This window comes from Pseudomonas sp. TE3552 (assembly GCF_056278945.1).
This window is the reverse complement of record NZ_JBWBQJ010000001.1, coordinates 5,977,788-6,003,216: the sequence shown is the minus strand read 5'-3', so window position 1 is coordinate 6,003,216 and position 25,429 is coordinate 5,977,788. Positions and strand designations below refer to the sequence as shown.

General features: G+C 55.2%; 31 protein-coding genes and 1 pseudogene. All 32 read right to left on the bottom strand.

What is annotated here, in order from left to right:
- Window positions 1-5: 5 nt before the first annotated feature.
- Complete coding sequence (gene rpsD / locus ACZ9BB_RS27210) at window positions 6-626, bottom strand: 30S ribosomal protein S4 (protein ID WP_003176404.1); 621 nt, start codon at window positions 624-626, stop codon at window positions 6-8.
- Window positions 627-644: 18 nt separating this feature from the next.
- Entirely contained in the window at window positions 645-1,034 is a 390-nt protein-coding gene (gene rpsK / locus ACZ9BB_RS27205; protein WP_002555466.1) for a 30S ribosomal protein S11, read from the bottom strand.
- 30 nt (window positions 1,035-1,064) lie between these two features.
- Window positions 1,065-1,421: a 30S ribosomal protein S13 gene (gene rpsM / locus ACZ9BB_RS27200; protein WP_003186020.1), complete on the bottom strand. Its 357-nt coding sequence runs from the start codon at window positions 1,419-1,421 to the stop codon at window positions 1,065-1,067.
- Between the two features lie 130 nt (window positions 1,422-1,551).
- Entirely contained in the window at window positions 1,552-1,668 is a 117-nt protein-coding gene (gene rpmJ, locus ACZ9BB_RS27195; RefSeq protein WP_002555468.1) for a 50S ribosomal protein L36, read from the bottom strand.
- 27 nt (window positions 1,669-1,695) lie between these two features.
- The gene (gene secY / locus ACZ9BB_RS27190; protein ID WP_003228718.1) at window positions 1,696-3,024 is read right to left on the bottom strand and encodes a preprotein translocase subunit SecY; all 1,329 of its coding nucleotides are present in this window, start codon (window positions 3,022-3,024) and stop codon (window positions 1,696-1,698) included.
- Window positions 3,025-3,462, bottom strand: a complete 438-nt coding sequence (gene rplO / locus ACZ9BB_RS27185) for a 50S ribosomal protein L15 (protein WP_003228720.1) — start codon at window positions 3,460-3,462, stop codon at window positions 3,025-3,027.
- Between the two features lie 3 nt (window positions 3,463-3,465).
- A complete protein-coding gene (rpmD, locus tag ACZ9BB_RS27180) occupies window positions 3,466-3,642 on the bottom strand; it encodes a 50S ribosomal protein L30 (protein WP_003176408.1) in 177 nt (58 codons plus the stop codon).
- Window positions 3,643-3,644: 2 nt separating this feature from the next.
- Entirely contained in the window at window positions 3,645-4,145 is a 501-nt protein-coding gene (gene rpsE, locus ACZ9BB_RS27175) for a 30S ribosomal protein S5 (RefSeq protein ID WP_003186035.1), read from the bottom strand.
- 3 nt (window positions 4,146-4,148) lie between these two features.
- The gene (gene rplR / locus ACZ9BB_RS27170) at window positions 4,149-4,499 is read right to left on the bottom strand and encodes a 50S ribosomal protein L18 (RefSeq protein WP_003186037.1); all 351 of its coding nucleotides are present in this window, start codon (window positions 4,497-4,499) and stop codon (window positions 4,149-4,151) included.
- A gap of 10 nt (window positions 4,500-4,509) precedes the next feature.
- Complete coding sequence (rplF, locus tag ACZ9BB_RS27165; protein WP_003176412.1) at window positions 4,510-5,043, bottom strand: 50S ribosomal protein L6; 534 nt, start codon at window positions 5,041-5,043, stop codon at window positions 4,510-4,512.
- Window positions 5,044-5,055: 12 nt separating this feature from the next.
- Window positions 5,056-5,448 (bottom strand): 30S ribosomal protein S8, encoded by a 393-nt coding sequence (gene rpsH, locus ACZ9BB_RS27160; RefSeq protein WP_017848802.1) that lies wholly within the window; start codon window positions 5,446-5,448, stop codon window positions 5,056-5,058.
- 210 nt (window positions 5,449-5,658) lie between these two features.
- Entirely contained in the window at window positions 5,659-5,964 is a 306-nt protein-coding gene (gene rpsN / locus ACZ9BB_RS27155) for a 30S ribosomal protein S14 (protein ID WP_003176414.1), read from the bottom strand.
- Window positions 5,965-5,977: 13 nt separating this feature from the next.
- Window positions 5,978-6,517, bottom strand: coding sequence for a 50S ribosomal protein L5 (gene rplE, locus ACZ9BB_RS27150; RefSeq protein ID WP_003210069.1), 540 nt, complete (start codon window positions 6,515-6,517; stop codon window positions 5,978-5,980).
- Between the two features lie 20 nt (window positions 6,518-6,537).
- Window positions 6,538-6,852, bottom strand: a complete 315-nt coding sequence (gene rplX / locus ACZ9BB_RS27145) for a 50S ribosomal protein L24 (protein WP_007896770.1) — start codon at window positions 6,850-6,852, stop codon at window positions 6,538-6,540.
- Between the two features lie 11 nt (window positions 6,853-6,863).
- On the bottom strand, window positions 6,864-7,232 hold the full coding sequence (gene rplN / locus ACZ9BB_RS27140; RefSeq protein ID WP_002555479.1) for a 50S ribosomal protein L14: 369 nt from the start codon (window positions 7,230-7,232) through the stop codon (window positions 6,864-6,866).
- 23 nt (window positions 7,233-7,255) lie between these two features.
- Window positions 7,256-7,522 carry a 30S ribosomal protein S17 gene (rpsQ, locus tag ACZ9BB_RS27135; protein ID WP_003176419.1) on the bottom strand — a complete coding sequence of 89 codons (267 nt, stop codon included), beginning with the start codon at window positions 7,520-7,522 and terminating at the stop codon, window positions 7,256-7,258.
- A 2-nt stretch (window positions 7,523-7,524) separates the two neighbouring features.
- Complete coding sequence (gene rpmC / locus ACZ9BB_RS27130; RefSeq protein WP_002555481.1) at window positions 7,525-7,716, bottom strand: 50S ribosomal protein L29; 192 nt, start codon at window positions 7,714-7,716, stop codon at window positions 7,525-7,527.
- Complete coding sequence (rplP, locus tag ACZ9BB_RS27125; protein ID WP_019409905.1) at window positions 7,716-8,129, bottom strand: 50S ribosomal protein L16; 414 nt, start codon at window positions 8,127-8,129, stop codon at window positions 7,716-7,718. The genes rpmC and rplP overlap by 1 nt, the downstream gene beginning before the upstream one ends.
- 12 nt (window positions 8,130-8,141) lie before the next feature.
- On the bottom strand, window positions 8,142-8,828 hold the full coding sequence (gene rpsC / locus ACZ9BB_RS27120; RefSeq protein WP_003176422.1) for a 30S ribosomal protein S3: 687 nt from the start codon (window positions 8,826-8,828) through the stop codon (window positions 8,142-8,144).
- A 13-nt stretch (window positions 8,829-8,841) separates the two neighbouring features.
- Complete coding sequence (gene rplV, locus ACZ9BB_RS27115; protein WP_003103908.1) at window positions 8,842-9,174, bottom strand: 50S ribosomal protein L22; 333 nt, start codon at window positions 9,172-9,174, stop codon at window positions 8,842-8,844.
- Window positions 9,175-9,187: 13 nt separating this feature from the next.
- The gene (rpsS, locus tag ACZ9BB_RS27110) at window positions 9,188-9,463 is read right to left on the bottom strand and encodes a 30S ribosomal protein S19 (RefSeq protein WP_002555486.1); all 276 of its coding nucleotides are present in this window, start codon (window positions 9,461-9,463) and stop codon (window positions 9,188-9,190) included.
- A 16-nt stretch (window positions 9,464-9,479) separates the two neighbouring features.
- Window positions 9,480-10,304, bottom strand: a complete 825-nt coding sequence (gene rplB / locus ACZ9BB_RS27105; protein ID WP_003186055.1) for a 50S ribosomal protein L2 — start codon at window positions 10,302-10,304, stop codon at window positions 9,480-9,482.
- A 14-nt stretch (window positions 10,305-10,318) separates the two neighbouring features.
- Window positions 10,319-10,618 (bottom strand): 50S ribosomal protein L23, encoded by a 300-nt coding sequence (gene rplW, locus ACZ9BB_RS27100; RefSeq protein ID WP_002555488.1) that lies wholly within the window; start codon window positions 10,616-10,618, stop codon window positions 10,319-10,321.
- Window positions 10,615-11,217, bottom strand: a complete 603-nt coding sequence (gene rplD / locus ACZ9BB_RS27095) for a 50S ribosomal protein L4 (RefSeq protein WP_007924200.1) — start codon at window positions 11,215-11,217, stop codon at window positions 10,615-10,617. Before rplD ends, rplW begins: the two co-directional genes overlap by 4 nt.
- Before the next feature lie 12 nt (window positions 11,218-11,229).
- Complete coding sequence (gene rplC / locus ACZ9BB_RS27090; RefSeq protein WP_476217752.1) at window positions 11,230-11,865, bottom strand: 50S ribosomal protein L3; 636 nt, start codon at window positions 11,863-11,865, stop codon at window positions 11,230-11,232.
- Between the two features lie 80 nt (window positions 11,866-11,945).
- Complete coding sequence (rpsJ, locus tag ACZ9BB_RS27085; protein WP_003186070.1) at window positions 11,946-12,257, bottom strand: 30S ribosomal protein S10; 312 nt, start codon at window positions 12,255-12,257, stop codon at window positions 11,946-11,948.
- Between the two features lie 141 nt (window positions 12,258-12,398).
- Window positions 12,399-13,592 (bottom strand): elongation factor Tu, encoded by a 1,194-nt coding sequence (tuf, locus tag ACZ9BB_RS27080; protein ID WP_003186103.1) that lies wholly within the window; start codon window positions 13,590-13,592, stop codon window positions 12,399-12,401.
- A gap of 30 nt (window positions 13,593-13,622) precedes the next feature.
- Window positions 13,623-15,728 (bottom strand): elongation factor G, encoded by a 2,106-nt coding sequence (fusA, locus tag ACZ9BB_RS27075; protein WP_476217750.1) that lies wholly within the window; start codon window positions 15,726-15,728, stop codon window positions 13,623-13,625.
- A gap of 30 nt (window positions 15,729-15,758) precedes the next feature.
- Window positions 15,759-16,229, bottom strand: a complete 471-nt coding sequence (gene rpsG / locus ACZ9BB_RS27070; protein WP_002555493.1) for a 30S ribosomal protein S7 — start codon at window positions 16,227-16,229, stop codon at window positions 15,759-15,761.
- 118 nt (window positions 16,230-16,347) lie between these two features.
- Window positions 16,348-16,719: a 30S ribosomal protein S12 gene (gene rpsL / locus ACZ9BB_RS27065; RefSeq protein ID WP_003186084.1), complete on the bottom strand. Its 372-nt coding sequence runs from the start codon at window positions 16,717-16,719 to the stop codon at window positions 16,348-16,350.
- A gap of 218 nt (window positions 16,720-16,937) precedes the next feature.
- Window positions 16,938-21,138 (bottom strand): annotated as a pseudogene (rpoC, locus tag ACZ9BB_RS27060) (DNA-directed RNA polymerase subunit beta').
- Window positions 21,139-21,202: 64 nt separating this feature from the next.
- Window positions 21,203-25,276 carry a DNA-directed RNA polymerase subunit beta gene (gene rpoB / locus ACZ9BB_RS27055; protein ID WP_018925655.1) on the bottom strand — a complete coding sequence of 1,358 codons (4,074 nt, stop codon included), beginning with the start codon at window positions 25,274-25,276 and terminating at the stop codon, window positions 21,203-21,205.
- Window positions 25,277-25,429: the final 153 nt, after the last annotated feature.

Genomic DNA, 25,429 nt, shown 5'->3' with positions numbered 1-25,429 from the left:
AGCCCTTACTTGGAGTAGAGCTCGACAATCAGGCTTTCGTTGATGTCGGCGGACAGATCACTGCGAGCAGGAACGTTCTTGAAAACGCCCGACTTCTTCTCAGTGTCTACTTCTACCCATTCTACGCGGCCACGTTGGGCACACAGATCGAGAGCTTGGACAATGCGAAGTTGGTTCTTTGCTTTCTCGCGAACTGCGACCACGTCACCAGCACGAACCTGGTAAGACGGAACGTTTACGGTCTGACCGTTAACGCTGATCGACTTGTGCGATACCAGCTGACGGGATTCGGCACGAGTAGAGCCAAAACCCATACGGTATACAACGTTGTCCAGACGGCATTCGAGCAGTTGCAACAGGTTTTCGCCGGTTGCGCCTTTCTTGCCAGCAGCTTCTTTGTAGTAGCCGCTGAATTGACGCTCGAGAACGCCGTAGATACGACGGACCTTCTGCTTCTCACGCAGTTGGGTGCCGTAATCGGACTGGCGACCGCGGCGTTGGCCGTGGATACCAGGTGCTGCTTCGATGTTGCACTTCGATTCGATCGCGCGCACGCCGCTCTTCAGAAAGAGATCGGTGCCTTCGCGACGAGCGAGTTTGCATTTTGGACCAATGTAACGAGCCATTCTTTACAATCTCCTGGATTACACGCGGCGCTTCTTCGGCGGACGGCACCCGTTGTGCGGGATTGGCGTCACGTCGGTGATGCTGGCGATCTTGTAGCCACAGCCGTTCAAAGCGCGGACTGCGGATTCACGACCTGGACCTGGACCTTTGACGTTGACGTCGAGGTTTTTCAGGCCGTATTCCAGCGCAGCTTGACCAGCACGCTCAGCAGCTACTTGAGCAGCGAACGGGGTGGACTTGCGGGAACCGCGGAAACCCGAACCACCGGAGGTAGCCCAGGAAAGAGCGTTACCTTGACGGTCGGTAATGGTCACGATGGTGTTGTTAAAAGAAGCATGGATGTGGGCGATGCCATCAACCACTGTCTTTTTAACTTTTTTACGAGGACGAGCAGCAGGTTTTGCCATGATTAATTTCCTGTCGATTCGCTGGGGCGATTACTTGCGGATCGGCTTACGCGGACCTTTACGGGTACGCGCGTTAGTCTTGGTACGCTGACCGCGTACTGGAAGACCACGACGATGACGCAGACCGCGATAGCAACCGAGGTCCATCAAACGCTTGATTTTCATGTTGATTTCGCGACGCAGGTCACCTTCAGTGGTGAACTTCGCCACTTCGCCACGCAGCTGTTCAATCTGCTCGTCGCTCAGATCTTTGATCTTTGCCGCTGGGTTTACCCCAGTCACTGCACAAATTTTCTGTGCAGTAGTGCGACCAACACCATAGATGTAGGTCAGCGAGATAACAGTATGCTTGTTATCTGGAATGTTAACGCCTGCAATACGGGCCATTCAGTGGGACTCCAATTGACAGCTACCTACGCCCCGGAAGCCAAGAAATAGGGCGCGAGATAATATCGCTGTAATAACAAATAATCAACCCGGCAGCGCACTAGCTGCCGGGCTTGAAGCACAATCACACTCAGCCTTGGCGCTGTTTGTGACGCGGTTCCGCGCTGCAAATTACTCGAACAACACCTTCGCGGCGAATAATCTTGCAGTTACGGCACAGCTTTTTCACCGATGCACGAACTTTCATCACCAACTCCTCGAACCTTATGGGTACTCAGCGCAACATGCCGCTGCCGTAACCCTTCAGGTTGGCTTTCTTCATCAGGGATTCGTACTGGTGCGAAACGAGGTGCGATTGTACTTGGGACATGAAGTCCATCACAACCACGACCACGATCAGCAACGAGGTCCCGCCAAGGTAGAACGGTACGTTTGCTGCAACCACCAGGAACTGGGGCAACAAGCATACGGCCGTCATGTAAAGAGCACCGAACATGGTCAAGCGAGTCAGAACGCCATCAATGTAGCGCGCAGACTGCTCACCTGGACGGATGCCCGGAATAAAGGCACCGGACTTCTTCAGGTTTTCCGCTACGTCTTTCGGATTGAACATCAACGCCGTATAGAAGAAGCAGAAGAAAATAATCCCTGCACTAAACAGCAGAATATTCAACGGCTGACCAGGAGCGATCGACTGCGAGATGTCCTGCAACCAGCCCATACCTTCAGACTGGCCGAACCAGGCACCCAACGAAGCCGGGAACAGCAAAATGCTGCTCGCGAAAATAGCCGGAATAACACCGGCCATGTTCACTTTCAGCGGCAAGTGGCTGGTCTGCGCAGCAAAGACCTTGCGGCCCTGCTGACGCTTGGCGTAGTGAACAGCAATACGACGCTGACCACGCTCAATGAACACCACGAAACCGATAATCGCTACTGCCAGCAAACCGATGGCAACCAGGGCGAAGATGTTGATATCACCCTGACGCGCAGACTCGAAAGACTGCCCGATCGCTCTCGGAAGACCGGCGACGATACCCGAAAAAATCAACATCGAGATACCGTTGCCAACACCACGCTCAGTAATCTGCTCACCCAGCCACATCATGAACATCGCACCAGCCACAAAAGTGGATACCGCGACGAAATGGAAGCCAAAGTCACCAGTGAACGCAACGCCCTGCCCTGCCAGACCAATGGACATGCCAATTGCCTGAACGAGAGCGAGGACGACAGTGCCGTAGCGGGTGTACTGGCTGATCTTGCGACGGCCAGCTTCACCTTCCTTCTTCAACTGCTCCAGCTGCGGGCTGACAGCGGTCATCAGTTGCATGATGATCGATGCCGAAATGTACGGCATGATCCCCAGTGCAAAGATGCTCATCCGCTCCAGCGCGCCGCCGGAAAACATGTTGAACAAGCTAAGAATGGTCCCCTCATTCTGTCGAAACAGGTCCGCGAGTCGGTCCGGGTTGATACCTGGAACCGGGATGTGTGCGCCTATTCGGTAGACGATAATCGCCAGGAACAGAAAACGCAGACGAGCCCAGAGTTCAGACATACCGCCTTTGCCGAGCGCAGAGAGAGCACCTTGCTTAGCCATTTATTCCTCGAACTTGCCGCCAGCTGCTTCGATAGCCGCACGCGCACCTTTGGTGGCGCCGATTCCCTTTCCGATGGTGACAGCGCGAGTAACTTCGCCGGACAGCATGATTTTCACACGCTGAACGTTGACGTTGATCACGTTGGCATCTTTCAGGGACTGCACGGTGACGATGTCGCCTTCCACTTTAGCCAGCTCGGACAGACGCACTTCTGCGCGGTCCATGGCCTTCAGGGAAACGAAACCGAATTTTGGCAGGCGACGATGCAGCGGCTGTTGACCGCCTTCAAAGCCTGGAGCAATGGTGCCACCGGAGCGAGAGGTTTGACCTTTGTGGCCACGGCCACCAGTCTTACCCAAACCGCTACCGATACCACGGCCCGGACGATGCTTTTCGCGACGGGAGCCCGGCGCTGGACTCAGATCATTGAGTTTCATCGATTAACCCTCGACACGCAGCATGTAGTAAGCCTTGTTGATCATCCCGCGATTCTCGGGAGTATCCTGGACTTCTACAGTGTGACCGATGCGACGCAGACCCAGACCCTTAACGCACAGTTTGTGGTTAGGGATGCGGCCGGTCATGCTTTTGATCAGCGTAACTTTAACGGTAGCCATGATCAGAAGATCTCCTTGACGCTTTTGCCACGCTTGGCGGCAATGGATTCAGGAGACTGCATAGCTTTCAAACCTTTGAAAGTGGCGTGAACCACGTTTACCGGGTTAGTCGAGCCGTAGCACTTGGCCAGAACGTTCTGAACGCCAGCAACTTCGAGGACAGCACGCATAGCGCCGCCAGCGATGATACCGGTACCTTCAGAAGCAGGCTGCATGTACACCTTCGAAGCGCCGTGAGCGGACTTCATTGCGTACTGCAGAGTGGTGCCGTTCAGATCAACTTGGATCATGTTGCGGCGAGCAGCTTCCATTGCCTTCTGGATCGCAGCAGGCACTTCACGCGACTTGCCACGGCCGAAGCCAACACGCCCCTTACCATCACCCACCACGGTCAACGCGGTGAAAGTGAAGATACGGCCGCCTTTAACGGTTTTGGCTACGCGGTTAACTTGAACCAGCTTCTCAATGTAGCCTTCGTCGCGCTTTTGGTCGTTATTTGACATAACTTAGAACTCCAGCCCAGCTTCACGAGCAGCATCAGCCAGCGCCTTGACGCGGCCGTGGTACTTGAAGCCAGAGCGGTCGAAAGCCACCTGCGAGACGCCAGCGGCTTTAGCACGCGTAGCGACCAGCTGGCCAACCTTAGTGGCCGCGTCGATGTTGCCAGTGGCGCCATCACGCAGTTCTTTATCCAAAGTCGAGGCACTTGCCAGGACTTTGTTGCCGTCGGCCGAAATGACCTGGGCGTAGATGTGCTGCGACGAGCGGAACACGCAGAGACGCACGACTTCGAGTTCGTGCATTTTCAGGCGTGCTTTGCGAGCGCGACGCAGTCGAGTAACTTTTTTGTCGGTCATTTGCTATGCCCTACTTCTTCTTGGCTTCTTTACGACGGACGACTTCGTCCGCGTAGCGCACACCTTTGCCTTTGTACGGCTCTGGTGGACGGAAGTCGCGGATCTCGGCGGCCACTTGACCTACCAGCTGCTTATCGATGCCCTTGATCAGGATATCGGTCTGGCTAGGAGTCTCAGCGGTGATGCCTTCCGGCAGTTCATAATCCACTGGATGCGAGAAGCCAAGAGCCAGGTTCAGCACTGTGCCTTTTGCTTGCGCCTTGTAACCAACACCGACCAGCTGGAGCTTGCGCTCGAAGCCTTGGCTTACGCCTTGGACCATGTTGTTCACCAACGCACGAGTGGTACCAGCCATTGCGCGAGTTTGTTGATCGCCATTGCGAGCAGCGAAACGCAGCTCACCAGCTTCTTCAACGATCTCAACGGACGAATGGATGTTCAGTTCGAGAGTACCCTTGGCACCCTTCACCGAAAGCTGTTGGCCTGCGAATTTGACTTCGACGCCGGCTGGCAGCTTAACGGGGTTCTTAGCGACGCGTGACATGCTTATCCCCCCTTAGAACACAGTGCAAAGAACTTCGCCGCCGACACCGGCAGCGCGCGCAGCACGATCCGTCATCACACCTTTGTTGGTGGAGACGATAGACACACCGAGACCACCACGAACTTTCGGCAGATCTTCGACGGACTTGTACTGACGCAGGCCTGGACGGCTAACGCGCTTCACTTCCTCGATGACCGGACGGCCTTCGAAGTACTTCAGCTCGATGGACAGCAGTGGCTTGATTTCGCTGCTGATCTGATAACCCGCAATGTAACCTTCGTCCTTCAGGACTTTGGCAACAGCTACCTTCAAAGTAGAAGATGGCATGCTTACGACGGACTTTTCAGCCATCTGGGCATTACGGATTCGAGTTAGCATGTCCGCTAACGGGTCCTGCATACTCATGGGCTAGACGCTCCTAATACACAAAAAATTAGCCTTGCGGCTACTACGTGTCGCCGAGTACATCCGCGCAAAAAAAGCACGGGCTCAGGCGAGCCGGGTATTCTAGACACACCCCACAAATGAATCAAGCCCCAAAAGGGGCTTGATTCAAGTTCAAGGTCACCGATGGTCAGGATCTTGCGATCCCGAACACCGAGACTTTGATAGTGCTTACCAGCTGGCTTTAACCAGACCAGGCACGTCACCACGCATTGCCGCTTCACGCAGTTTGTTACGGCCAAGGCCGAACTTGCGGTAAACGCCGTGTGGACGACCGGTCAGGCGGCAGCGGTTACGCATGCGCGAAGCGCTTGCGTCACGTGGCTGCTTCTGCAGAGCTACTGTAGCTTCCCAACGCGCTTCTGGACTTGCGTTCAGATCAACGATGATTGCTTTCAGTGCTGCACGCTTTTTGGCGTACTTGGCAACCGTGAGCTGACGCTTCAGCTCGCGGTTTTTCATGCTCATCTTGGCCATTTTCCTACTCCAATCAGTTGCGGAACGGGAATTTGAAAGCACGCAGCAGAGCGCGACCTTCATCATCGTTCTTGGCAGTGGTGGTCAGGGTAATGTCCAGACCGCGGAGAGCATCGATCTTGTCGTAGTCGATTTCCGGGAAGATGATCTGCTCTTTAACGCCCATGCTGTAGTTACCACGACCATCGAAGGACTTGGCATTCAGGCCGCGGAAGTCGCGAACCCGAGGCAGGGAGATCGACAGCAGACGATCCAGGAACTCGTACATACGCTCACGGCGCAGGGTCACTTTGACGCCGATCGGCCAACCTTCACGGACTTTAAAGCCAGCGATGGATTTCCGAGCGTAGGTCACAACGACTTTCTGGCCGGTGATCTTTTCCAGGTCAGCAACAGCGTGCTCGATGACTTTTTTGTCGCCGATCGCTTCGCCCAGACCCATGTTCAGGGTGATTTTAGTAACGCGCGGAACTTCCATCACGTTCGAAAGCTTAAGTTCTTCCTTAAGTTTCGGTGCGATTTCCTTCCGGTAAATCTCTTTTAGTCGTGCCATGGTCTTCTACCTAGCAGTGTTCAAGCATCAACCGCTTTTTGGGTCGACTTGAAGACACGAATTTTCTTACCATCTTCTACTTTGAAACCAACGCGGTCAGCCTTGTTGGTTTCGCCGTTGAAAATGGCGACGTTGGAAGCGTGCAGTGGCGCTTCTTTCTCGACGATACCGCCCTGTACGCCCGACATCGGGTTAGGCTTGGTATGGCGCTTGACCAGGTTCAGACCACCAACGACCAGACGGTCGTCAGCGAGAACCTTCAGCACCTTACCGCGCTTACCTTTGTCTTTGCCGGCGATCACGATGATCTCGTCGTCACGACGAATCTTTTGCATGTCGGATCTCCTTACAGCACTTCTGGGGCGAGCGAGACGATCTTCATGAACTTCTCAGTACGAAGTTCACGGGTCACTGGCCCAAAGATACGGGTGCCGATCGGCTCTTGCTTGTTGTTCAGAAGAACAGCAGCGTTGCCATCAAAGCGGATAATGGAGCCATCAGCACGGCGAACGCCGTGACGAGTGCGGACTACAACAGCAGTCATCACTTGGCCTTTTTTCACTTTACCGCGAGGAATTGCTTCCTTGACGGTAACTTTGATGATGTCACCGATACCAGCGTAACGACGATGGGAGCCACCCAGCACCTTGATGCACATAACGCGGCGAGCGCCGCTGTTATCGGCCACATCGAGCATGGATTGAGTCTGAATCATATAATTTCTCCGACCCCTAGTCCTTAGACTTCCACAGCGCGTTCGAGAACATCAACCAGCGCCCAAGACTTGGTCTTGGCCAAAGGACGAGTTTCACGAATAGTGACTTTGTCGCCGATGTGGCACTGATTGGTTTCGTCGTGCGCGTGCAGCTTAGTCGAACGCTTAACGTATTTACCGTAGATCGGGTGCTTAACGCGACGCTCGATCAGAACGGTGATGGTTTTGTCCATCTTGTCGCTGACAACACGGCCAGTCAGCGTACGGACAGTTTTTTCGGCTTCAGCCATGATTACTTACCTGCCTGCTGGTTGAGCACAGTCTTCACGCGAGCGATGTCACGCTTAACTTGCGAGAGCAGATGAGACTGCCCCAACTGGCCAGTTGCTTTCTGCATACGCAGATTGAACTGGTCGCGCAGCAGGCCGAGCAGTTGCTCGTTCAGCTGCTGTGCGGATTTTTCACGAAGTTCATTCGCTTTCATCACATCACCGTCCGTTTAACAAAGGAGGTGGCGAGCGGCAGCTTTGCAGCAGCCAGGGCGAAAGCCTCACGCGCCAGCTCTTCAGAAACACCCTCGATTTCATACAGGACTTTGCCTGGCTGAATCTGGGCAACCCAGTATTCGACGTTACCCTTACCTTTACCCATCCGAACTTCGAGTGGCTTTTTGGAAATAGGCTTGTCCGGGAATACACGGATCCAGATCTTGCCGCCACGCTTAACGTGACGGGTCAGTGCACGACGCGCTGATTCGATCTGACGAGCGGTGAGACGACCACGAGCTACAGACTTCAGCGCATACTCGCCGAAGCTGACTTTGCTACCGCGCAATGCCAGGCCACGGTTGTGACCAGTCATTTGCTTGCGGAACTTCGTACGCTTTGGTTGCAACATTTGGCGTACCCCTTACTTAGCAGCTTTTTTACGAGGCGCTGGTGCTTGTGGTTTCAGCTCTTCTTGGCGACCACCAATTACTTCGCCTTTGAAGATCCAAACCTTTACACCGATCACACCATAAGTGGTGTGAGCTTCGTAGTTGGCATAGTCGATGTCGGCACGCAGGGTGTGCAGTGGCACACGACCTTCGCGATACCATTCAGTACGTGCGATTTCAGCACCGCCGAGACGACCGCTCACTTGGATTTTGATGCCTTTGGCACCAATGCGCATGGCGTTCTGAACAGCGCGCTTCATAGCGCGACGGAACATTACGCGACGCTCCAGCTGCTGAGCTACGCTCTGCGCAACCAGCATACCGTCGAGTTCCGGCTTGCGGATCTCTTCGATATTGATGTGCACAGGCACACCCATTTGCTTGGTCAGGTCCTGACGCAGTTTCTCAACATCTTCACCTTTCTTCCCGATAACGATACCTGGACGAGCGGTGTGAATGGTGATACGTGCAGTCTGAGCCGGACGATGGATATCGATACGGCTTACGGACGCGCTTTTTAGTTTGTCTTGGAGATACTCACGCACCTTCAGATCAGCGAACAAATAGTCCGCATAAGTCCGACCGTCTGCGTACCAGACGGAGGTGTGCTCCTTGACGATTCCCAGGCGAATGCCAATGGGATGTACTTTCTGACCCATCTCTTCGACTCCGTTACTTGTCAGCAACCTTGACAGTGATATGGCAAGACCGCTTGACGATGCGATCAGCACGGCCTTTGGCACGTGGCATGATGCGCTTCAGCGAACGCCCTTCGTTGACGAAAACGGTGCTGACTTTCAGGTCATCAACGTCTGCGCCTTCGTTATGCTCGGCGTTGGCTACGGCCGACTCCAGCACTTTCTTCATGATCTCGGCGGCTTTCTTACTGCTGAAAGCCAACAGGTTGAGCGCTTCGCCCACCTTCTTCCCGCGGATCTGGTCGGCGACCAAGCGGGCTTTCTGGGCGGAGATTCGAGCGCCCGACAACTTAGCGGCTACTTCCATCGTTCCTTACCCCTTAACGCTTGGCTTTCTTGTCTGCCACGTGCCCACGATATGTGCGGGTACCGGCAAACTCGCCCAGTTTGTGGCCGACCATGTCTTCGTTCACGAGAACTGGAACATGTTGACGACCGTTATGCACAGCAATGGTCAGACCGACCATTTGTGGCAGGATCATGGAACGGCGCGACCAGGTCTTAACTGGTTTGCGATCGTTCTTTTCCGCCGCCACTTCGATCTTCTTCAGTAGGTGAAGATCAATAAAAGGACCTTTTTTCAGAGAACGTGGCACTGTCGTATCCCTCTATTTACTTGCGACGACGGACGATCATTTTGTCGGTACGCTTATTACCACGAGTCTTCGCGCCCTTAGTCGGGAAGCCCCATGGCGATACCGGATGACGACCACCAGAGGTACGACCTTCACCACCACCATGTGGGTGGTCAACCGGGTTCATGGCAACACCACGAACGGTTGGGCGAACGCCACGCCAGCGTTTGGCACCAGCTTTACCCAGCGAACGCAGGCTGTGCTCGGAGTTCGAGACTTCACCCAGGGTCGCGCGGCATTCAGCCAGCACTTTACGCATCTCACCAGAACGCAGACGCAGGGTCACGTAGACACCTTCACGAGCGATCAGCTGAGCCGAAGCACCAGCGGAACGAGCGATTTGCGCGCCTTTACCTGGCTTCAATTCGATGCCGTGTACGGTGCTACCAACTGGAATGTTACGCAGTTGCAGAGCGTTGCCCGGCTTGATCGGTGCCAGAGCACCCGCGATCAGCTGGTCGCCAGCACTCACGCCTTTAGGGGCGATGATGTAGCGACGCTCGCCATCTGCGTACAGCAGCAGAGCGATGTGAGCAGTACGGTTTGGATCGTATTCGATACGCTCGACAGTGGCAGCGATGCCATCTTTGTCGTTGCGACGGAAATCGACCAGACGATAATGCTGCTTATGGCCACCACCGATGTGACGAGTGGTAATACGACCATTGTTGTTACGACCACCAGACTTCGATTTTTTCTCGAGCAGCGGTGCGTGAGGAGCGCCTTTATGCAGCTCCTGGTTGACCACCTTGACCACAAAACGGCGGCCAGGGGAAGTCGGTTTGCATTTAACGATTGCCATGATGCACCCCTTCCTTACTCAGCACTGCTGCTGAAATCGAGATCTTGGCCTGGCTGAAGGGAGATAACTGCCTTCTTCCAGTCATTACGCTTGCCCAGACCGCGAGCAGTGCGCTTGCTCTTACCCAGGACATTCAGGGTAGTAACACGCTCTACTTTCACGCTGAACAGGCTTTCGACGGCCTTCTTGATTTCCAGCTTGGTTGCGTCGGTCGCAACCTTGAAAACGAACTGGCCTTTCTTGTCTGCCAGAACCGTAGCCTTCTCGGAAACGTGCGGGCCAAGCAGAACTTTAAATACGCGTTCCTGGTTCATCCCAGCAGCTCCTCGAATTTCTTCACGGCCGACACGGTGATCAACACCTTGTCGTATGCGATCAGACTAACTGGATCGGAACCTTGCACATCACGTACATCTACGTGCGGCAGGTTGCGAGCAGCCAGGTACAGGTTCTGATCAACAGCGTCCGACACGATCAGAACGTCGGTCAGGCTCATGTTGTTCAGTTTGCCCAGCAGATCTTTGGTTTTCGGCGTTTCAACAGCGAAATCCTGAACCACGACCAGACGATCAGTACGCACCAGCTCAGCAAGGATGGAACGCATTGCTGCGCGATACATCTTCTTGTTCAGCTTCTGGGAGTGATCTTGAGGACGAGCTGCGAAAGTGGTACCGCCGCCACGCCAGATTGGGCTACGGATAGTACCGGCACGAGCACGGCCAGTACCTTTCTGACGCCATGGGCGCTTACCGCCACCAGAAACGTCGGAACGGGTCTTTTGCTGCTTGCTACCTTGACGGCCGCCGGCCATGTAGGCCACGACTGCTTGGTGAACCAGCGTCTCGTTGAATTCGCCGCCAAATGTCAGTTCGGAAACTTCGATCGCTTGAGCGTCATTTACATTTAATTGCATGTCAGCTTCCCCTTAACCGCGAGCCTTGGCTGCTGGACGTACAACCAAGTTGCCGCCAGTAGCGCCAGGAACAGCGCCCTTGACCAACAACAGATTGCGTTCAGCGTCCACGCGCACTACTTCGAGGGACTGCACGGTCACGCGCTCAGCGCCCATATGACCGGACATTTTTTTGCCCTTGAATACACGACCAGGAGTCTGGCACTGGCCGATAGAGCCTGGAACGCGGTGGGACACGGAGTTACCGTGGGTGTTATCTTGCCCGCGGAAATTCCAACGCTTGATCGTACCCTGGAAGCCTTTACCCTTGGACTGACCGGTTACATCAACCAGTTGACCAGCGGCGAAGATTTCAGCGTTGATCAGATCGCCGGCCTGGTACGCGCCTTCTTCAAGGCGGAATTCCATTACGGTACGACCAGCGGCAACGTTCGCCTTGGCGAAGTGGCCAGCTTGAGCAGCTGTAACACGCGAAGCACGACGCTCGCCGACAGTGACTTGCACTGCACGATAGCCATCGGTCTCTTCAGTTTTGAACTGGGTGACGCGATTCGGTTCGATCTCAATGACCGTGACCGGAATGGAGACACCTTCTTCGGTGAAAATACGGGTCATACCGCATTTACGACCGACTACACCAATAGTCATGTTGTAAACCTCATGAGTGTACGGGGCTTTCACCCGCTATGGCCGCCCATTTCAGAGCGTTACACGACTAAGACCGAGTCTTAGCCGAGGCTGATCTGCACTTCCACACCGGCCGCAAGATCAAGCTTCATAAGAGCATCAACGGTTTTATCCGTTGGCTGGACGATGTCCAGAACGCGCTTATGAGTACGGATCTCGTACTGGTCACGCGCATCTTTGTTGACGTGCGGGGAGACCAGAACGGTGAACCGCTCTTTACGGGTAGGCAGTGGAATTGGACCACGCACTTGAGCACCAGTACGTTTCGCGGTTTCCACGATTTCCTGGGTGGATTGGTCGATCAGGCGATGGTCAAAAGCCTTCAACCTGATACGGATTTGCTGATTTTGCATTGGATTTCAGACTCCGGCTGCTATTCCCACCGGGCGCAATACGCCCGTTAAAAGGAGGCGCAATTCTATAGACGCCCCCGATAGGTGTCAACCCAATAAAAAAGCCCCCGCTAAGCGGGGGCTTTTTCAACTCATCGAAACTTACTCGATGACTTTGGCTACGACGCCAGCGCCGACGGTACGACCGCCTTCACGGATAGCGAAACGCAAACCATCTTCCATCGCGATGGTTTTGATCAGAGTGACAGTCATCTGGATGTTGTCACCTGGCATTACCATTTCAACGCCTTCTGGCAATTCGCAGTTACCGGTCACGTCAGTAGTACGGAAGTAGAACTGTGGACGGTAGCCTTTGAAGAACGGAGTATGACGGCCGCCTTCTTCCTTGCTCAGAACGTAAACTTCTGCGGTGAACTTGGTGTGCGGCTTGACGGTACCTGGCTTGACCAGAACCTGGCCACGCTCAACGTCGTCACGCTTGGTGCCGCGCAGCAGTACGCCGCAGTTCTCACCAGCACGACCTTCGTCGAGCAGCTTGCGGAACATTTCAACGCCGGTGCAGGTAGTTTTCTGAGTATCGCGCAGACCAACGATCTCAACTTCTTCCTGGATGCGGACGATGCCACGCTCAACACGACCAGTCACAACAGTACCGCGACCCGAGATCGAGAATACGTCTTCGATTGGCATCAGGAACGGCTTGTCGATCGCACGCTCTGGTTCTGGGATGTAGCTGTCCAGAGTCTCAACCAACTTCTTGACGGCAGTGGTACCCATCTCGTTGTCGTCTTGACCGTTCAGAGCCATCAGCGCCGAACCGATGATGATCGGAGTGTCGTCGCCTGGGAAGTCGTAAGTGCTCAGCAGGTCGCGCACTTCCATCTCAACCAGTTCCAGCAGCTCAGCGTCGTCTACCATGTCAGCCTTGTTCAGGAAGACAACGATGTACGGAACACCAACCTGACGGGACAGCAGGATGTGCTCACGGGTTTGTGGCATCGGACCATCAGCGGCCGAGCAAACCAGGATAGCGCCGTCCATCTGAGCAGCACCGGTGATCATGTTTTTTACGTAGTCGGCGTGACCTGGGCAGTCAACGTGCGCGTAGTGACGCACAGCCGAATCGTATTCAACGTGAGCGGTGTTGATGGTGATACCGCGAGCTTTTTCTTCCGGGGCGCTGTCGATCTTGTCGAAGTCAACCTTGGCCGAACCGAAAACTTCGGAGCAGACGCGGGTCAGAGCAGCGGTCAGAGTGGTTTTACCGTGGTCAACGTGACCGATGGTGCCAACGTTGACGTGCGGTTTGTTACGTTCAAATTTTTCTTTAGCCACGACAATTAACTCCTTGCCTAAAGGACTGAATCAGCCTTGTTTTTTGGTAACGGTTTCGACGATGTGCGACGGAGCCGTATTGTATTTTTTGAATTCCATAGAGTAGCTTGCGCGACCCTGGGACATCGAACGAACGTCGGTCGCATAACCGAACATCTCGCCCAACGGAACTTCAGCACGGATAACCTTACCGGAAACCGTATCTTCCATACCCAGGATCATGCCGCGACGACGGTTAAGGTCGCCCATCACGTCACCCATATAGTCTTCAGGCGTAACAACCTCTACTGCCATGATCGGCTCAAGCAACTCACCACCGCCCTTCTGGGCCAGTTGCTTGGTAGCCATGGAAGCAGCCACCTTAAACGCCATCTCGTTCGAGTCGACGTCGTGGTAAGAACCATCAAACACGGTAGCCTTCAGGCCGATCAGCGGATAGCCGGCAACAACACCGTTCTTCATCTGCTCTTCGATACCCTTCTGGATAGCCGGGATGTATTCCTTAGGAACCACACCACCCACTACTTCGTTCAGGAATTGCAGACCTTCCTGACCTTCGTCAGCAGGTGCAAAACGGATCCAGCAATGACCAAACTGGCCACGACCGCCGGACTGACGAACGAACTTGCCTTCGATTTCGCAACTCTTCGTGATGCGCTCACGGTACGAAACTTGAGGCTTACCGATGTTGGCTTCGACGTTGAACTCACGGCGCATCCGGTCAACCAGGATGTCCAGGTGCAGCTCGCCCATGCCGGAGATGATCGTTTGACCAGTCTCTTCATCAGTTTTGACGCGGAAAGACGGGTCTTCCTGAGCAAGCTTGCCCAGAGCGATACCCATTTTTTCCTGGTCATCCTTGGTCTTAGGCTCTACGGCAACCGAAATAACCGGCTCCGGGAAGTCCATGCGAACCAGGATGATTGGCTTGTCAGCGTTGCACAAAGTTTCACCAGTGGTGACGTCCTTCATGCCGATCAAGGCCGCGATGTCACCAGCGCGTACTTCCTTGATTTCTTCACGGGCGTTTGCGTGCATTTGCACCATACGACCCACACGCTCTTTCTTGCCTTTTACCGAGTTGATCACGCCGTCGCCGGAAGCCAACACGCCCGAGTAAACGCGGACAAAGGTCAAGGTACCCACGAATGGGTCGGTAGCGATCTTGAACGCCAGAGCCGCGAAAGGCTCGTCGTCGCTTGCATGACGCTCCATTTCCTCTTCCTCGTTATCCGGGTTGGAACCCTTGATAGCAGGAATGTCGGTTGGAGCAGGCAGGAAGTCGATAACGGCGTCGAGAACCAGGGGAACACCCTTGTTCTTGAAGGAAGAACCGCAAACAGCCAGAACGATCTCACCAGCGATAGTACGCTGACGCAGAGCGGCCTTGATTTCCTCGATGGAGAGTTCTTCCCCCTCGAGATACTTGTTCATCAGCTCTTCGCTGGCTTCGGCCGCAGCCTCGACCATGTTGCTGCGCCACTCTTCAGCCAGCTCTTGCAGCTCAGCAGGAATATCCTTGCGAACAGGGACCATACCCTTGTCAGAGTCATTCCAGTAGACAGCTTGCATGTTGATCAGATCGATCTGACCCTGGAAGTTGTCTTCGGAACCGATAGCCAACTGGATTGGCACCGGAGTGTGACCCAGACGCTGCTTGATCTGACCGATCACGCGCAGGAAGTTAGCGCCAGCACGGTCCATCTTGTTTACGTAAACAAGACGTGGAACGCCGTACTTGTTGGCCTGACGCCATACGGTTTCCGACTGAGGCTCAACGCCCGAAGTACCGCAAAACACAACGACAGCGCCGTCGAGTACGCGCAGGGAACGCTCAACTTCAATAGTGAAGTCTACGTGGCCCGGGGTATCGATAACGTTGAAACGGTGCTCGTGCGGGTACTGCTTTTCAGAACCTTTCCAGAAGGCGGTAATGGCAGCAGAAGTAATGGTAATACCACGCTCCTGCTCCTGAACCATCCAGTCTGTGGTCGCGGCGCCGTCATGCACCTCGCCCATCTTGTGACTTTTGCCAGTGTAAAAAAGGACGCGCTCGGTGGTGGTGGTTTTACCAGCATCCACGTGAGCAACGATACCGATGTTACGGTAGCGGCTAATCGGAGTAGTACGAGCCATAAAGCCCTCGCAAAATTAGTGAAGCTAAAATTAGAAGCGGTAGTGCGAGAAAGCCTTGTTGGCTTCAGCCATACGGTGCACGTCTTCACGCTTCTTAACAGCAGCACCTTTACCTTCAGCAGCGTCCAACAGTTCGCCAGCCAAACGCAGAGCCATAGACTTCTCGCCACGCTTACGGGCGAAGTCTACCAACCAGCGCATTGCCAGCGCGTTACGACGGGACGGACGAACCTCGACCGGAACCTGGTAAGTAGCACCGCCTACACGGCGCGACTTTACTTCGACCAGCGGAGCGATGGCGTCGAGAGCTTTCTCGAAGATTTCCAGGGGGTCGCTGTTCTTGCGTTCTTTAACCTTTTCCAGCGCGCCATAAACGATACGCTCGGCAACGGCTTTTTTGCCGCTTTCCATCACGTGGTTCATGAACTTGGCCAGGATTTGGCTTCCGTATTTTGGATCGTCAAGCACTTCGCGCTTGGCTGCTACGCGTCTTCTTGGCATGGATAAGCCCTCAAACGGTCTTCAGGTTCGCTCGGAATCGGTGCCCTTTCGGGACGCCTCCGACCTTACTCTTATCGACTCAGAAAAATAGAAATCGGTTTTTTGCTGCAAGCGACTATTACTTCGGACGCTTGGTACCGTACTTCGAACGACCTTGGTTACGACCTTTAACGCCGGAAGTATCCAAAGAGCCGCGAACGGTGTGGTAACGAACACCTGGCAAGTCTTTTACACGACCGCCGCGGATCAGTACCACGCTGTGCTCTTGCAGGTTGTGGCCTTCACCGCCGATGTACGAGGAAACCTCGAAACCGTTGGTCAGACGCACACGGCATACTTTACGCAGTGCCGAGTTAGGTTTTTTCGGCGTAGTGGTATACACACGGGTGCATACGCCACGACGTTGCGGGCAGTTCTGCAGCGCAGGCACGTCGGATTTCTCGACGATACGCTTACGCGGCTGACGTACCAGCTGGTTGATAGTTGCCATCTACTAGCTCCACTGTTGTCTTGCGACGCTATTGTCTTGCAAGAAAAGCAAAATGGCAGGAACGAATCCCCGCCAAATTTAGGGGTACAAGAGTCTAAAGAGGATCTTGCCCCTAGTCAAGGCAAGGCCCCGACCTCTCCCCCCATCCAACCTCGACAAATTGTCTCGACTGGATGAACGGAGCGATCAGGGCCTGCTCTCATTTACTACCGCAGAACTCAGTTACCGCTCGAGTTCAGCGCTTCGGTCAGTGCAGCTTCCACTTCACTGGCGCTCACGCGCAACGGTTTGTCAGCATCACGGCGGCGCTTGCGCTCGCTGTGATAAGCCAGACCGGTACCGGCCGGGATCAGACGACCCACGACCACGTTTTCTTTCAGGCCGCGCAGGTAATCGCGCTTGCCGGTTACCGCCGCCTCGGTCAGTACGCGAGTGGTTTCCTGGAAGGAAGCCGCCGAGATGAACGATTCGGTGGACAACGACGCCTTTGTGATACCCAGCAGAACGCGAGTGAACTTGGAGACAAATTTGTCTTCAGTGCTCAAGCGCTCGTTCTCTACCAGAACGTGAGTCAATTCCATCTGGTCGCCCTTGATGAAACTGGAATCGCCGGATTCAGCGATCTCAACTTTACGCAACATCTGACGCAGGATGGTCTCGATGTGCTTGTCGTTGATCTTCACGCCTTGTAAACGGTAAACGTCCTGGATCTCGTTCACGATGTACTTGGCCAGCGCACTCACACCCAGCAGACGCAGGATGTCGTGTGGATCGCTCGGGCCGTCAGAGATAACTTCGCCGCGGTTTACCTGTTCGCCTTCGAAGACGTTCAGGTGACGCCACTTCGGAATCAGCTCTTCGTACGGATCGCTACCGTCGTTCGGGGTAATGACCAGACGGCGCTTGCCTTTGGTCTCTTTACCGAACGCGATGGTGCCGCTGACTTCAGCCAGAATCGAGGCTTCTTTCGGACGACGGGCTTCGAACAAGTCGGCAACACGCGGCAGACCACCGGTGATGTCACGGGTCTTCGAAGTCTCTTGCGGAATACGAGCGATAACATCACCGATCGCGATTTTCGCACCGTCCGCTACACCGACCAGGGCGTTGGCAGGCAGGAAGTACTGAGCAATTACGTCAGTACCCGGCAGCAAGAGATCCTTGCCATTGTCATCAACCATCTTCACAGCAGGACGGATGTCTTTACCGGCAGCTGGACGGTCTTTGGCGTCGAGTACTTCAATGTTGGTCATACCGGTCAATTCGTCAGTCTGACGCTTGATCGTGATGCCTTCTTCCATGCCCACGTAGGTCACGGTACCTTTCATTTCGGTAACGATCGGGTGAGTGTGCGGATCCCACTTGGCCACGATTGCGCCAGCGTCGACCTTGTCACCTTCTTTAACCGAAATCACAGCACCGTACGGCAGCTTGTAGCGCTCGCGCTCACGACCGTAGTCATCAGCGATTGCCAGCTCACCGGAACGGGACACCCGCAACCAGGCAACCATCCACTCGCTCAACGTGCTTCAGGTTATGCAGACGGACGGTACCGCCATTCTTCACCTGAACGCTGTCGGCTGCGGAGGTCCGGCTTGCCGCACCACCGATGTGGAACGTACGCATGGTCAGCTGGGTACCCGGCTCACCGATGGATTGGGCAGCGATAACGCCGACCGCTTCACCGATGTTCACCTGGTGACCACGAGCCAAGTCACGGCCATAGCACTTGGCGCAAATGCCGTAGCGGGTTTCGCAGCTGATCGGCGAACGCACGATCACTTCGTCGATGCTGTTCAGCTCGATGAACTCGACCCACTTCTCGTCTACCAGCGTGCCGGCAGGAACGATAACTTCCTCGGTACCTGGCTTGAATACGTCACGGGCAATGACACGACCCAATACGCGCTCACCCAACGGCTCAACAACGTCACCGCCTTCAATGTGCGGAGTCATTACCAGGCCATGTTCGGTGCCGCAATCGATCTCGGTCACAACCAGATCCTGCGCCACGTCTACCAGACGACGAGTCAGGTAACCGGAGTTCGCAGTTTTCAACGCGGTATCCGCCAGACCCTTACGAGCACCGTGAGTAGAGATGAAGTACTGAAGTACGCTCAAACCTTCACGGAAGTTCGCTGTAATCGGCGTTTCGATGATGGAGCCGTCCGGCTTGGCCATCAGGCCACGCATACCGGCGAGCTGACGAATCTGCGCAGCAGAACCCCGTGCGCCCGAGTCGGCCATCATGTACATCGAGTTGAAGGATTCCTGGTCGACTTCGACGCCATGACGGTCGATGACTTTCTCTTTCGAGAGGTTGGCCATCATTGCCTTGGAAACTTCGTCGTTCGCCTTGGACCAAAGGTCGATCACTTTGTTGTACTTCTCGCCCTGAGTTACCAGGCCGGAGGCGTACTGACTTTCGATCTCTTTCACTTCGTCGGTGGCTGCACCGATGATGCGGGCTTTTTCATCCGGGATAACGAAGTCGTTAACACCGATGGAAACGCCGGAGATGGTCGAATAGGCAAAACCGGTGTACATCAACTGGTCAGCGAAGATTACTGTCTCTTTCAAACCAACCACGCGGTAGCACTGGTTGATCAGCTTGGAGATCGCTTTCTTCTTCATCGGCAGGTTGACGACGTCGAACGACAGACCTTTTGGCACAACCTGGAACAACAGCGCACGGCCGACGGTGGTGTCGACGATACGGGTGTTGGTCACGCTGCCGCCATCACGGTCGTTGACGGTTTCGTTGATCCGCACCTTGACCTTGGCGTGCAGTGCGGCTTCGCCAGCACGGAACACACGGTCAACTTCCTGCAGATCCGCGAACACACGACCTTCGCCTTTGGCGTTGATCGCTTCACGAGTCATGTAGTACAGACCCAATACAACGTCCTGCGACGGAACGATGATTGGCTCACCGTTGGCTGGCGACAGAATGTTGTTGGTCGACATCATCAACGCACGCGCTTCCAACTGGGCTTCCAGTGTCAGCGGTACGTGCACGGCCATTTGGTCGCCGTCGAAGTCGGCGTTGTACGCAGCACAGACCAGAGGGTGCAGCTGGATAGCCTTACCTTCGATCAGTACCGGTTCAAATGCCTGGATACCCAGACGGTGAAGGGTCGGTGCACGGTTGAGGAGAACCGGGTGTTCGCGAATCACTTCAGCGAGAACGTCCCAAACCTCTGGCAGCTCGCGCTCGACCATCTTCTTGGCAGCTTTGATGGTGGTAGCAAGACCACGCATTTCCAGCTTGCCGAAAATGAACGGCTTGAACAGCTCGAGAGCCATTTTCTTCGGCAGACCGCACTGGTGCAGACGCAGGGTCGGACCAACGGTAATTACCGAACGACCGGAGTAGTCAACACGCTTACCGAGCAAGTTCTGACGGAAACGACCTTGTTTACCCTTGATCATGTCAGCCAGGGATTTCAGAGGACGCTTGTTGGAACCGGTGATAGCGCGGCCGCGACGGCCGTTGTCGAGCAGTGCGTCGACGGCTTCCTGCAACATACGCTTTTCGTTGCGCACGATGATGTCCGGAGCGGACAGATCCAGCAGGCGCTTCAAGCGGTTGTTACGGTTGATCACTCGACGATACAGATCGTTGAGGTCGGAAGTCGCGAAACGACCGCCATCCAATGGGACCAGTGGACGCAGATCTGGCGGCAGAACCGGCAGAACGGTCAGCACCATCCACTCTGGCAGGTTGCCGGAACCCTGGAAGGCTTCCATCAACTTCAGACGCTTGGACAGCTTCTTGATCTTGGTTTCGGAGTTGGTTTGCGGAATTTCTTCACGCAGACGGCCAATCTCGTGTTCCAGGTCGATAGCGTGCAGCAGTTCGCGGACAGCTTCGGCACCCATGCGGGCATCGAAATCGTCGCCGAACTCTTCCAGCGCTTCGAAGTACTGCTCGTCGTTGAGCAGCTGACCTTTTTCAAGGGTGGTCATGCCTGGATCGATAACGACATAGCTCTCGAAGTAGAGAACGCGTTCGATATCACGCAGGGTCATGTCCATCAGCAAGCCGATACGGGACGGCAGCGATTTCAGGAACCAGATGTGGGCAACTGGCGAGGCCAGTTCGATGTGCGCCATGCGCTCACGACGAACTTTTGCCAGTGCGACTTCAACGCCGCACTTCTCGCAGATCACACCACGATGCTTCAAGCGCTTGTACTTACCGCACAGGCACTCGTAATCCTTTACCGGGCCAAAGATCTTGGCGCAGAACAGGCCGTCACGCTCAGGTTTGAACGTACGGTAGTTGATGGTTTCCGGCTTTTTAACTTCACCGAACGACCACGAACGGATCATCTCAGGCGATGCCAATCCAATACGGATGGCGTCGAACTCTTCGACTTGACCCTGGTTTTTCAGCAAATTCAGTAGGTCTTTCAAGGCCTTTCCTCCTGGCGGAGCAGAGAGCGGGCAATCCTGCCCCGCTCTCGATTCGCGTCACGTGTTATTCGGTTTCCAGATCGATATCGATGCCGAGGGAACGAATTTCCTTGATCAACACGTTGAAGGACTCGGGCATGCCCGGCTCCATACGGTGATCGCCGTCCACGATGTTTTTGTACATCTTGGTCCGGCCGTTCACATCGTCCGACTTCACTGTGAGCATTTCTTGCAGAGTGTAAGCAGCACCGTATGCTTCCAGTGCCCAGACCTCCATCTCCCCGAAACGCTGACCACCGAACTGTGCCTTACCACCCAGCGGCTGCTGGGTAACCAGGCTGTACGAACCGGTAGAACGAGCGTGCATCTTGTCGTCTACCAAGTGGTTCAGCTTCAGCATGTACATGTAGCCAACAGTAACCGGGCGCTCGAACTTGTTGCCGGTACGGCCGTCGGTCAGCTGCATCTGGCCACTTTCTGGCAGGTCTGCCAGTTTCAGCATGGCCTTGATTTCGCTTTCCTTGGCGCCGTCGAACACTGGAGTGGCCATTGGAACGCCGCCACGCAGGTTCTTCGCCAGATCCAGGATTTCCTGGTCGGAGAAGCTGTCCAGATCTTCGTTACGACCGCCGATCTGGTTGTAGATCTCGTCCAGGAAGGTGCGGAGTTCAGCAACCTTACGTTGCTCCTCGACCATCCGGTTGATCTTCTCGCCCAGACCTTTGGCCGCGAGGCCCAGGTGGGTTTCAAGGATCTGACCAACGTTCATACGCGAAGGTACGCCCAACGGGTTGAGGACGACGTCGACCGGGGTGCCATTGGCATCGTGCGGCATGTCTTCAACCGGCATGATCACGGAGACCACACCTTTGTTACCGTGACGACCGGCCATCTTGTCGCCCGGCTGGATGCGACGACGGATTGCCAGGTAAACCTTGACGATTTTCAGCACGCCTGGAGCCAGGTCATCGCCCTGCTGCAGTTTGCGCTTCTTGTCTTCGAACTTGTCGTCCAGCAGACGGCGGCGATCAACGATGTAGGCCTGAGCCTTCTCGAGCTGCTCGTTCAGAGCATCTTCAGCCATGCGCAGTTTGAACCACTGGCCATGCTCAAGACCGTCGAGAACTTCGTCGGTGATTTCCTGACCTTTCTTCAGACCGGCGCCGCCTTCGGCTTTGTGGCCGACAAGAGCGGAACGCAGACGCTCGAAAGTGGCGCCTTCAACGATACGGAACTCTTCGTTCAGGTCCTTGCGGATCTCGTCGAGTTGAGTCTTCTCGATCGACAGTGCACGAGCATCACGCTCAACGCCGTCGCGGGTGAAGACCTGTACGTCGATGACAGTACCCTTGGTGCCGGTAGGCACACGCAGGGAAGTGTCTTTAACGTCGCTGGCTTTCTCACCGAAGATCGCACGCAGCAGTTTTTCTTCTGGTGTCAGCTGGGTCTCGCCTTTCGGAGTGACCTTACCTACCAGAATGTCGCCTGCGCCAACTTCAGCACCTACGTAAACGATACCGGCTTCGTCCAGCTTGTTCAGTGCAGCTTCACCCACGTTCGGGATATCTGCGGTGATTTCCTCTGGCCCAAGCTTGGTATCACGTGCCACACAGGTCAGTTCCTGAATGTGGATCGTGGTGAAACGGTCTTCCTGAACAACACGCTCAGACAGGCAGATGGAGTCTTCGAAGTTGAAGCCGTTCCATGCCATGAACGCGATGCGCATGTTCTGACCCAGAGCCAGCTCACCCATATCGGTGGACGGACCGTCGGCCATGATGTCGCTGCGCTGAACCCGATCACCCTTGCTCACCAGCGGACGCTGGTTGATGCAGGTGTTCTGGTTGGAGCGGGTGTACTTGGTCAGGTTGTAGATGTCGACACCAGCTTCGCCGGTTTCAACTTCGTCATCAGCAACACGAACCACGATGCGGCTAGCGTCGACGGAATCGATCACGCCGCCACGACGAGCCACGACGCAAACGCCGGAGTCGCGAGCCACGTTACGCTCCATGCCGGTACCTACCAGCGGCTTGTCAGCACGCAGGGTTGGTACAGCTTGACGCTGCATGTTCGAACCCATCAACGCACGGTTGGCGTCGTCGTGCTCAAGGAACGGGATCAGCGACGCAGCAACCGAAACTACCTGCTTCGGCGATACGTCCATCAAAGTGACGTCTTCCGGCGCCTTGACGGTGAACTCGTTCAAGTGACGAACAGCTACCAGCTCGTCGATCAGGACTTTCTTGTCGTTCATCGTGGCCGAAGCCTGAGCGATCACGTGATCGGCTTCTTCGATGGCGGACAGGAACACGATCTCGTCGGTGACCAGAGCGTCTTTCACCACGCGGTACGGGCTCTCAAGGAAGCCGTACTGGTTGGTGCGCGCATAGGCGGCCAAGGAGTTGATCAGGCCGATGTTCGGACCTTCCGGCGTTTCGATCGGGCATACACGACCGTAGTGAGTCGGGTGTACGTCACGCACTTCGAAGCCTGCACGTTCGCGAGTCAAACCGCCCGGGCCGAGTGCAGAGACACGACGCTTGTGGGTGATCTCGGACAGCGGGTTGTTCTGGTCCATGAACTGAGACAGCTGGCTGGAACCGAAGAACTCTTTCACCGCCGCAGCCACTGGCTTGGCATTGATCAGGTCTTGCGGCATCAGGCCTTCGCTTTCAGCCATCGACAGACGCTCTTTGACCGCACGCTCAACACGTACCAAGCCAACGCGGAACTGGTTCTCGGCCATTTCGCCTACGCAGCGAACACGACGGTTACCCAGGTGGTCGATGTCATCGACGATGCCTTTACCGTTACGGATGTCGACCAGAGTCTTCAGAACCGCAACGATGTCTTCTTTGCACAACACGCCCGAACCTTCGATCTCGGTACGACCGATACGACGGTTGAACTTCATCCGGCCGACCGCAGACAGGTCATAGCGCTCAGGGCTGAAGAACAGGTTGTTGAACAGAGTCTCGGCAGCGTCTTTGGTTGGCGGCTCGCCTGGACGCATCATGCGATAGATCTCGACCAGCGCTTCCAATTGGTTGCTGGTGGAATCGATCTTCAGGGTGTCGGAGACGAACGGACCACAATCGATATCGTTGGTGTACAGAGTTTCGATGCGAACAACGCCCGCCTTGGCAATCTTTGCCAGGATTTCGGTGTTCAGCTCGGTGTTGCACTCTGCCAGGATTTCGCCGGTAGCCGGATGCACGATGACCTTGGCGGTAGTGCGACCCAGGACGTAGTCCAGAGGCACTTGCAGCTCTTTGATCCCGGCCTTTTCCAGCTGGTTGATGTGGCGAGCGGTGATACGACGACCCTGCTCGACAATAACCTTGCCTTTGTCGTCCTGAATATCGAGGACAGCAATTTCACCACGCAGGCGCTGAGGCACCAGTTCCAGGCTGAGGTTTTCACCCTGCACGTGGAAGACGTTGGTGGTGTAGAACGCGTCCAGCACTTCTTCAGTGGTATAGCCCAGCGCACGCAGCAGTACCGATGCAGGCAGCTTGCGACGACGGTCGATACGCACGAATACGCAGTCTTTCGGGTCGAACTCGAAGTCCAGCCACGAACCGCGGTAAGGAATGATGCGCGCGGAGTACAGCAGTTTACCGGAGCTGTGCGTCTTGCCACGGTCGTGGTCGAAGAACACGCCCGGAGAACGGTGCAGCTGGGAAACGATTACACGCTCGGTACCGTTGATTACGAAGGTACCGTTCTCAGTCATCAGGGGGATTTCACCCATGTAGACTTCTTGCTCTTTGATGTCCTTGATCGCTTTGTTCGACGATTCTTTGTCGAAAATGATCAGTCGCACTTTTACCCGCAAAGGTACGGCGTAAGTTACACCGCGCAACACGCATTCTTTGACATCAAATGCCGGTTCGCCCAGGCGATAACCGACGTACTCCAGCGCAGCATTGCCGGAGTAGCTGATGATCGGGAAAACGGATTTGAAGGCCGCATGCAGGCCCACGTCGCGGAACTGATCTTTAGTCGCTCCCGCTTGCAAGAATTCACGATACGAATCCAGCTGGATGGCCAGGAGGTACGGCACATCCATGACGTCCGGCAACTTGCTAAAGTCCTTGCGGATACGTTTTTTCTCAGTATATGAGTAAGCCATCAGCGTTCCCCAGCTTGGTCACCTGCTTGTTTGGCCCCTCCCGACGGGAGCAGCCAGAAAATCGTGCAAACCCCATGGTTTGCGCCACCACATCGGGTGGTTACAGCTCGTTACCGGCACCGACCCAGTCGGCTGCCAATAACGGAAAAAGGC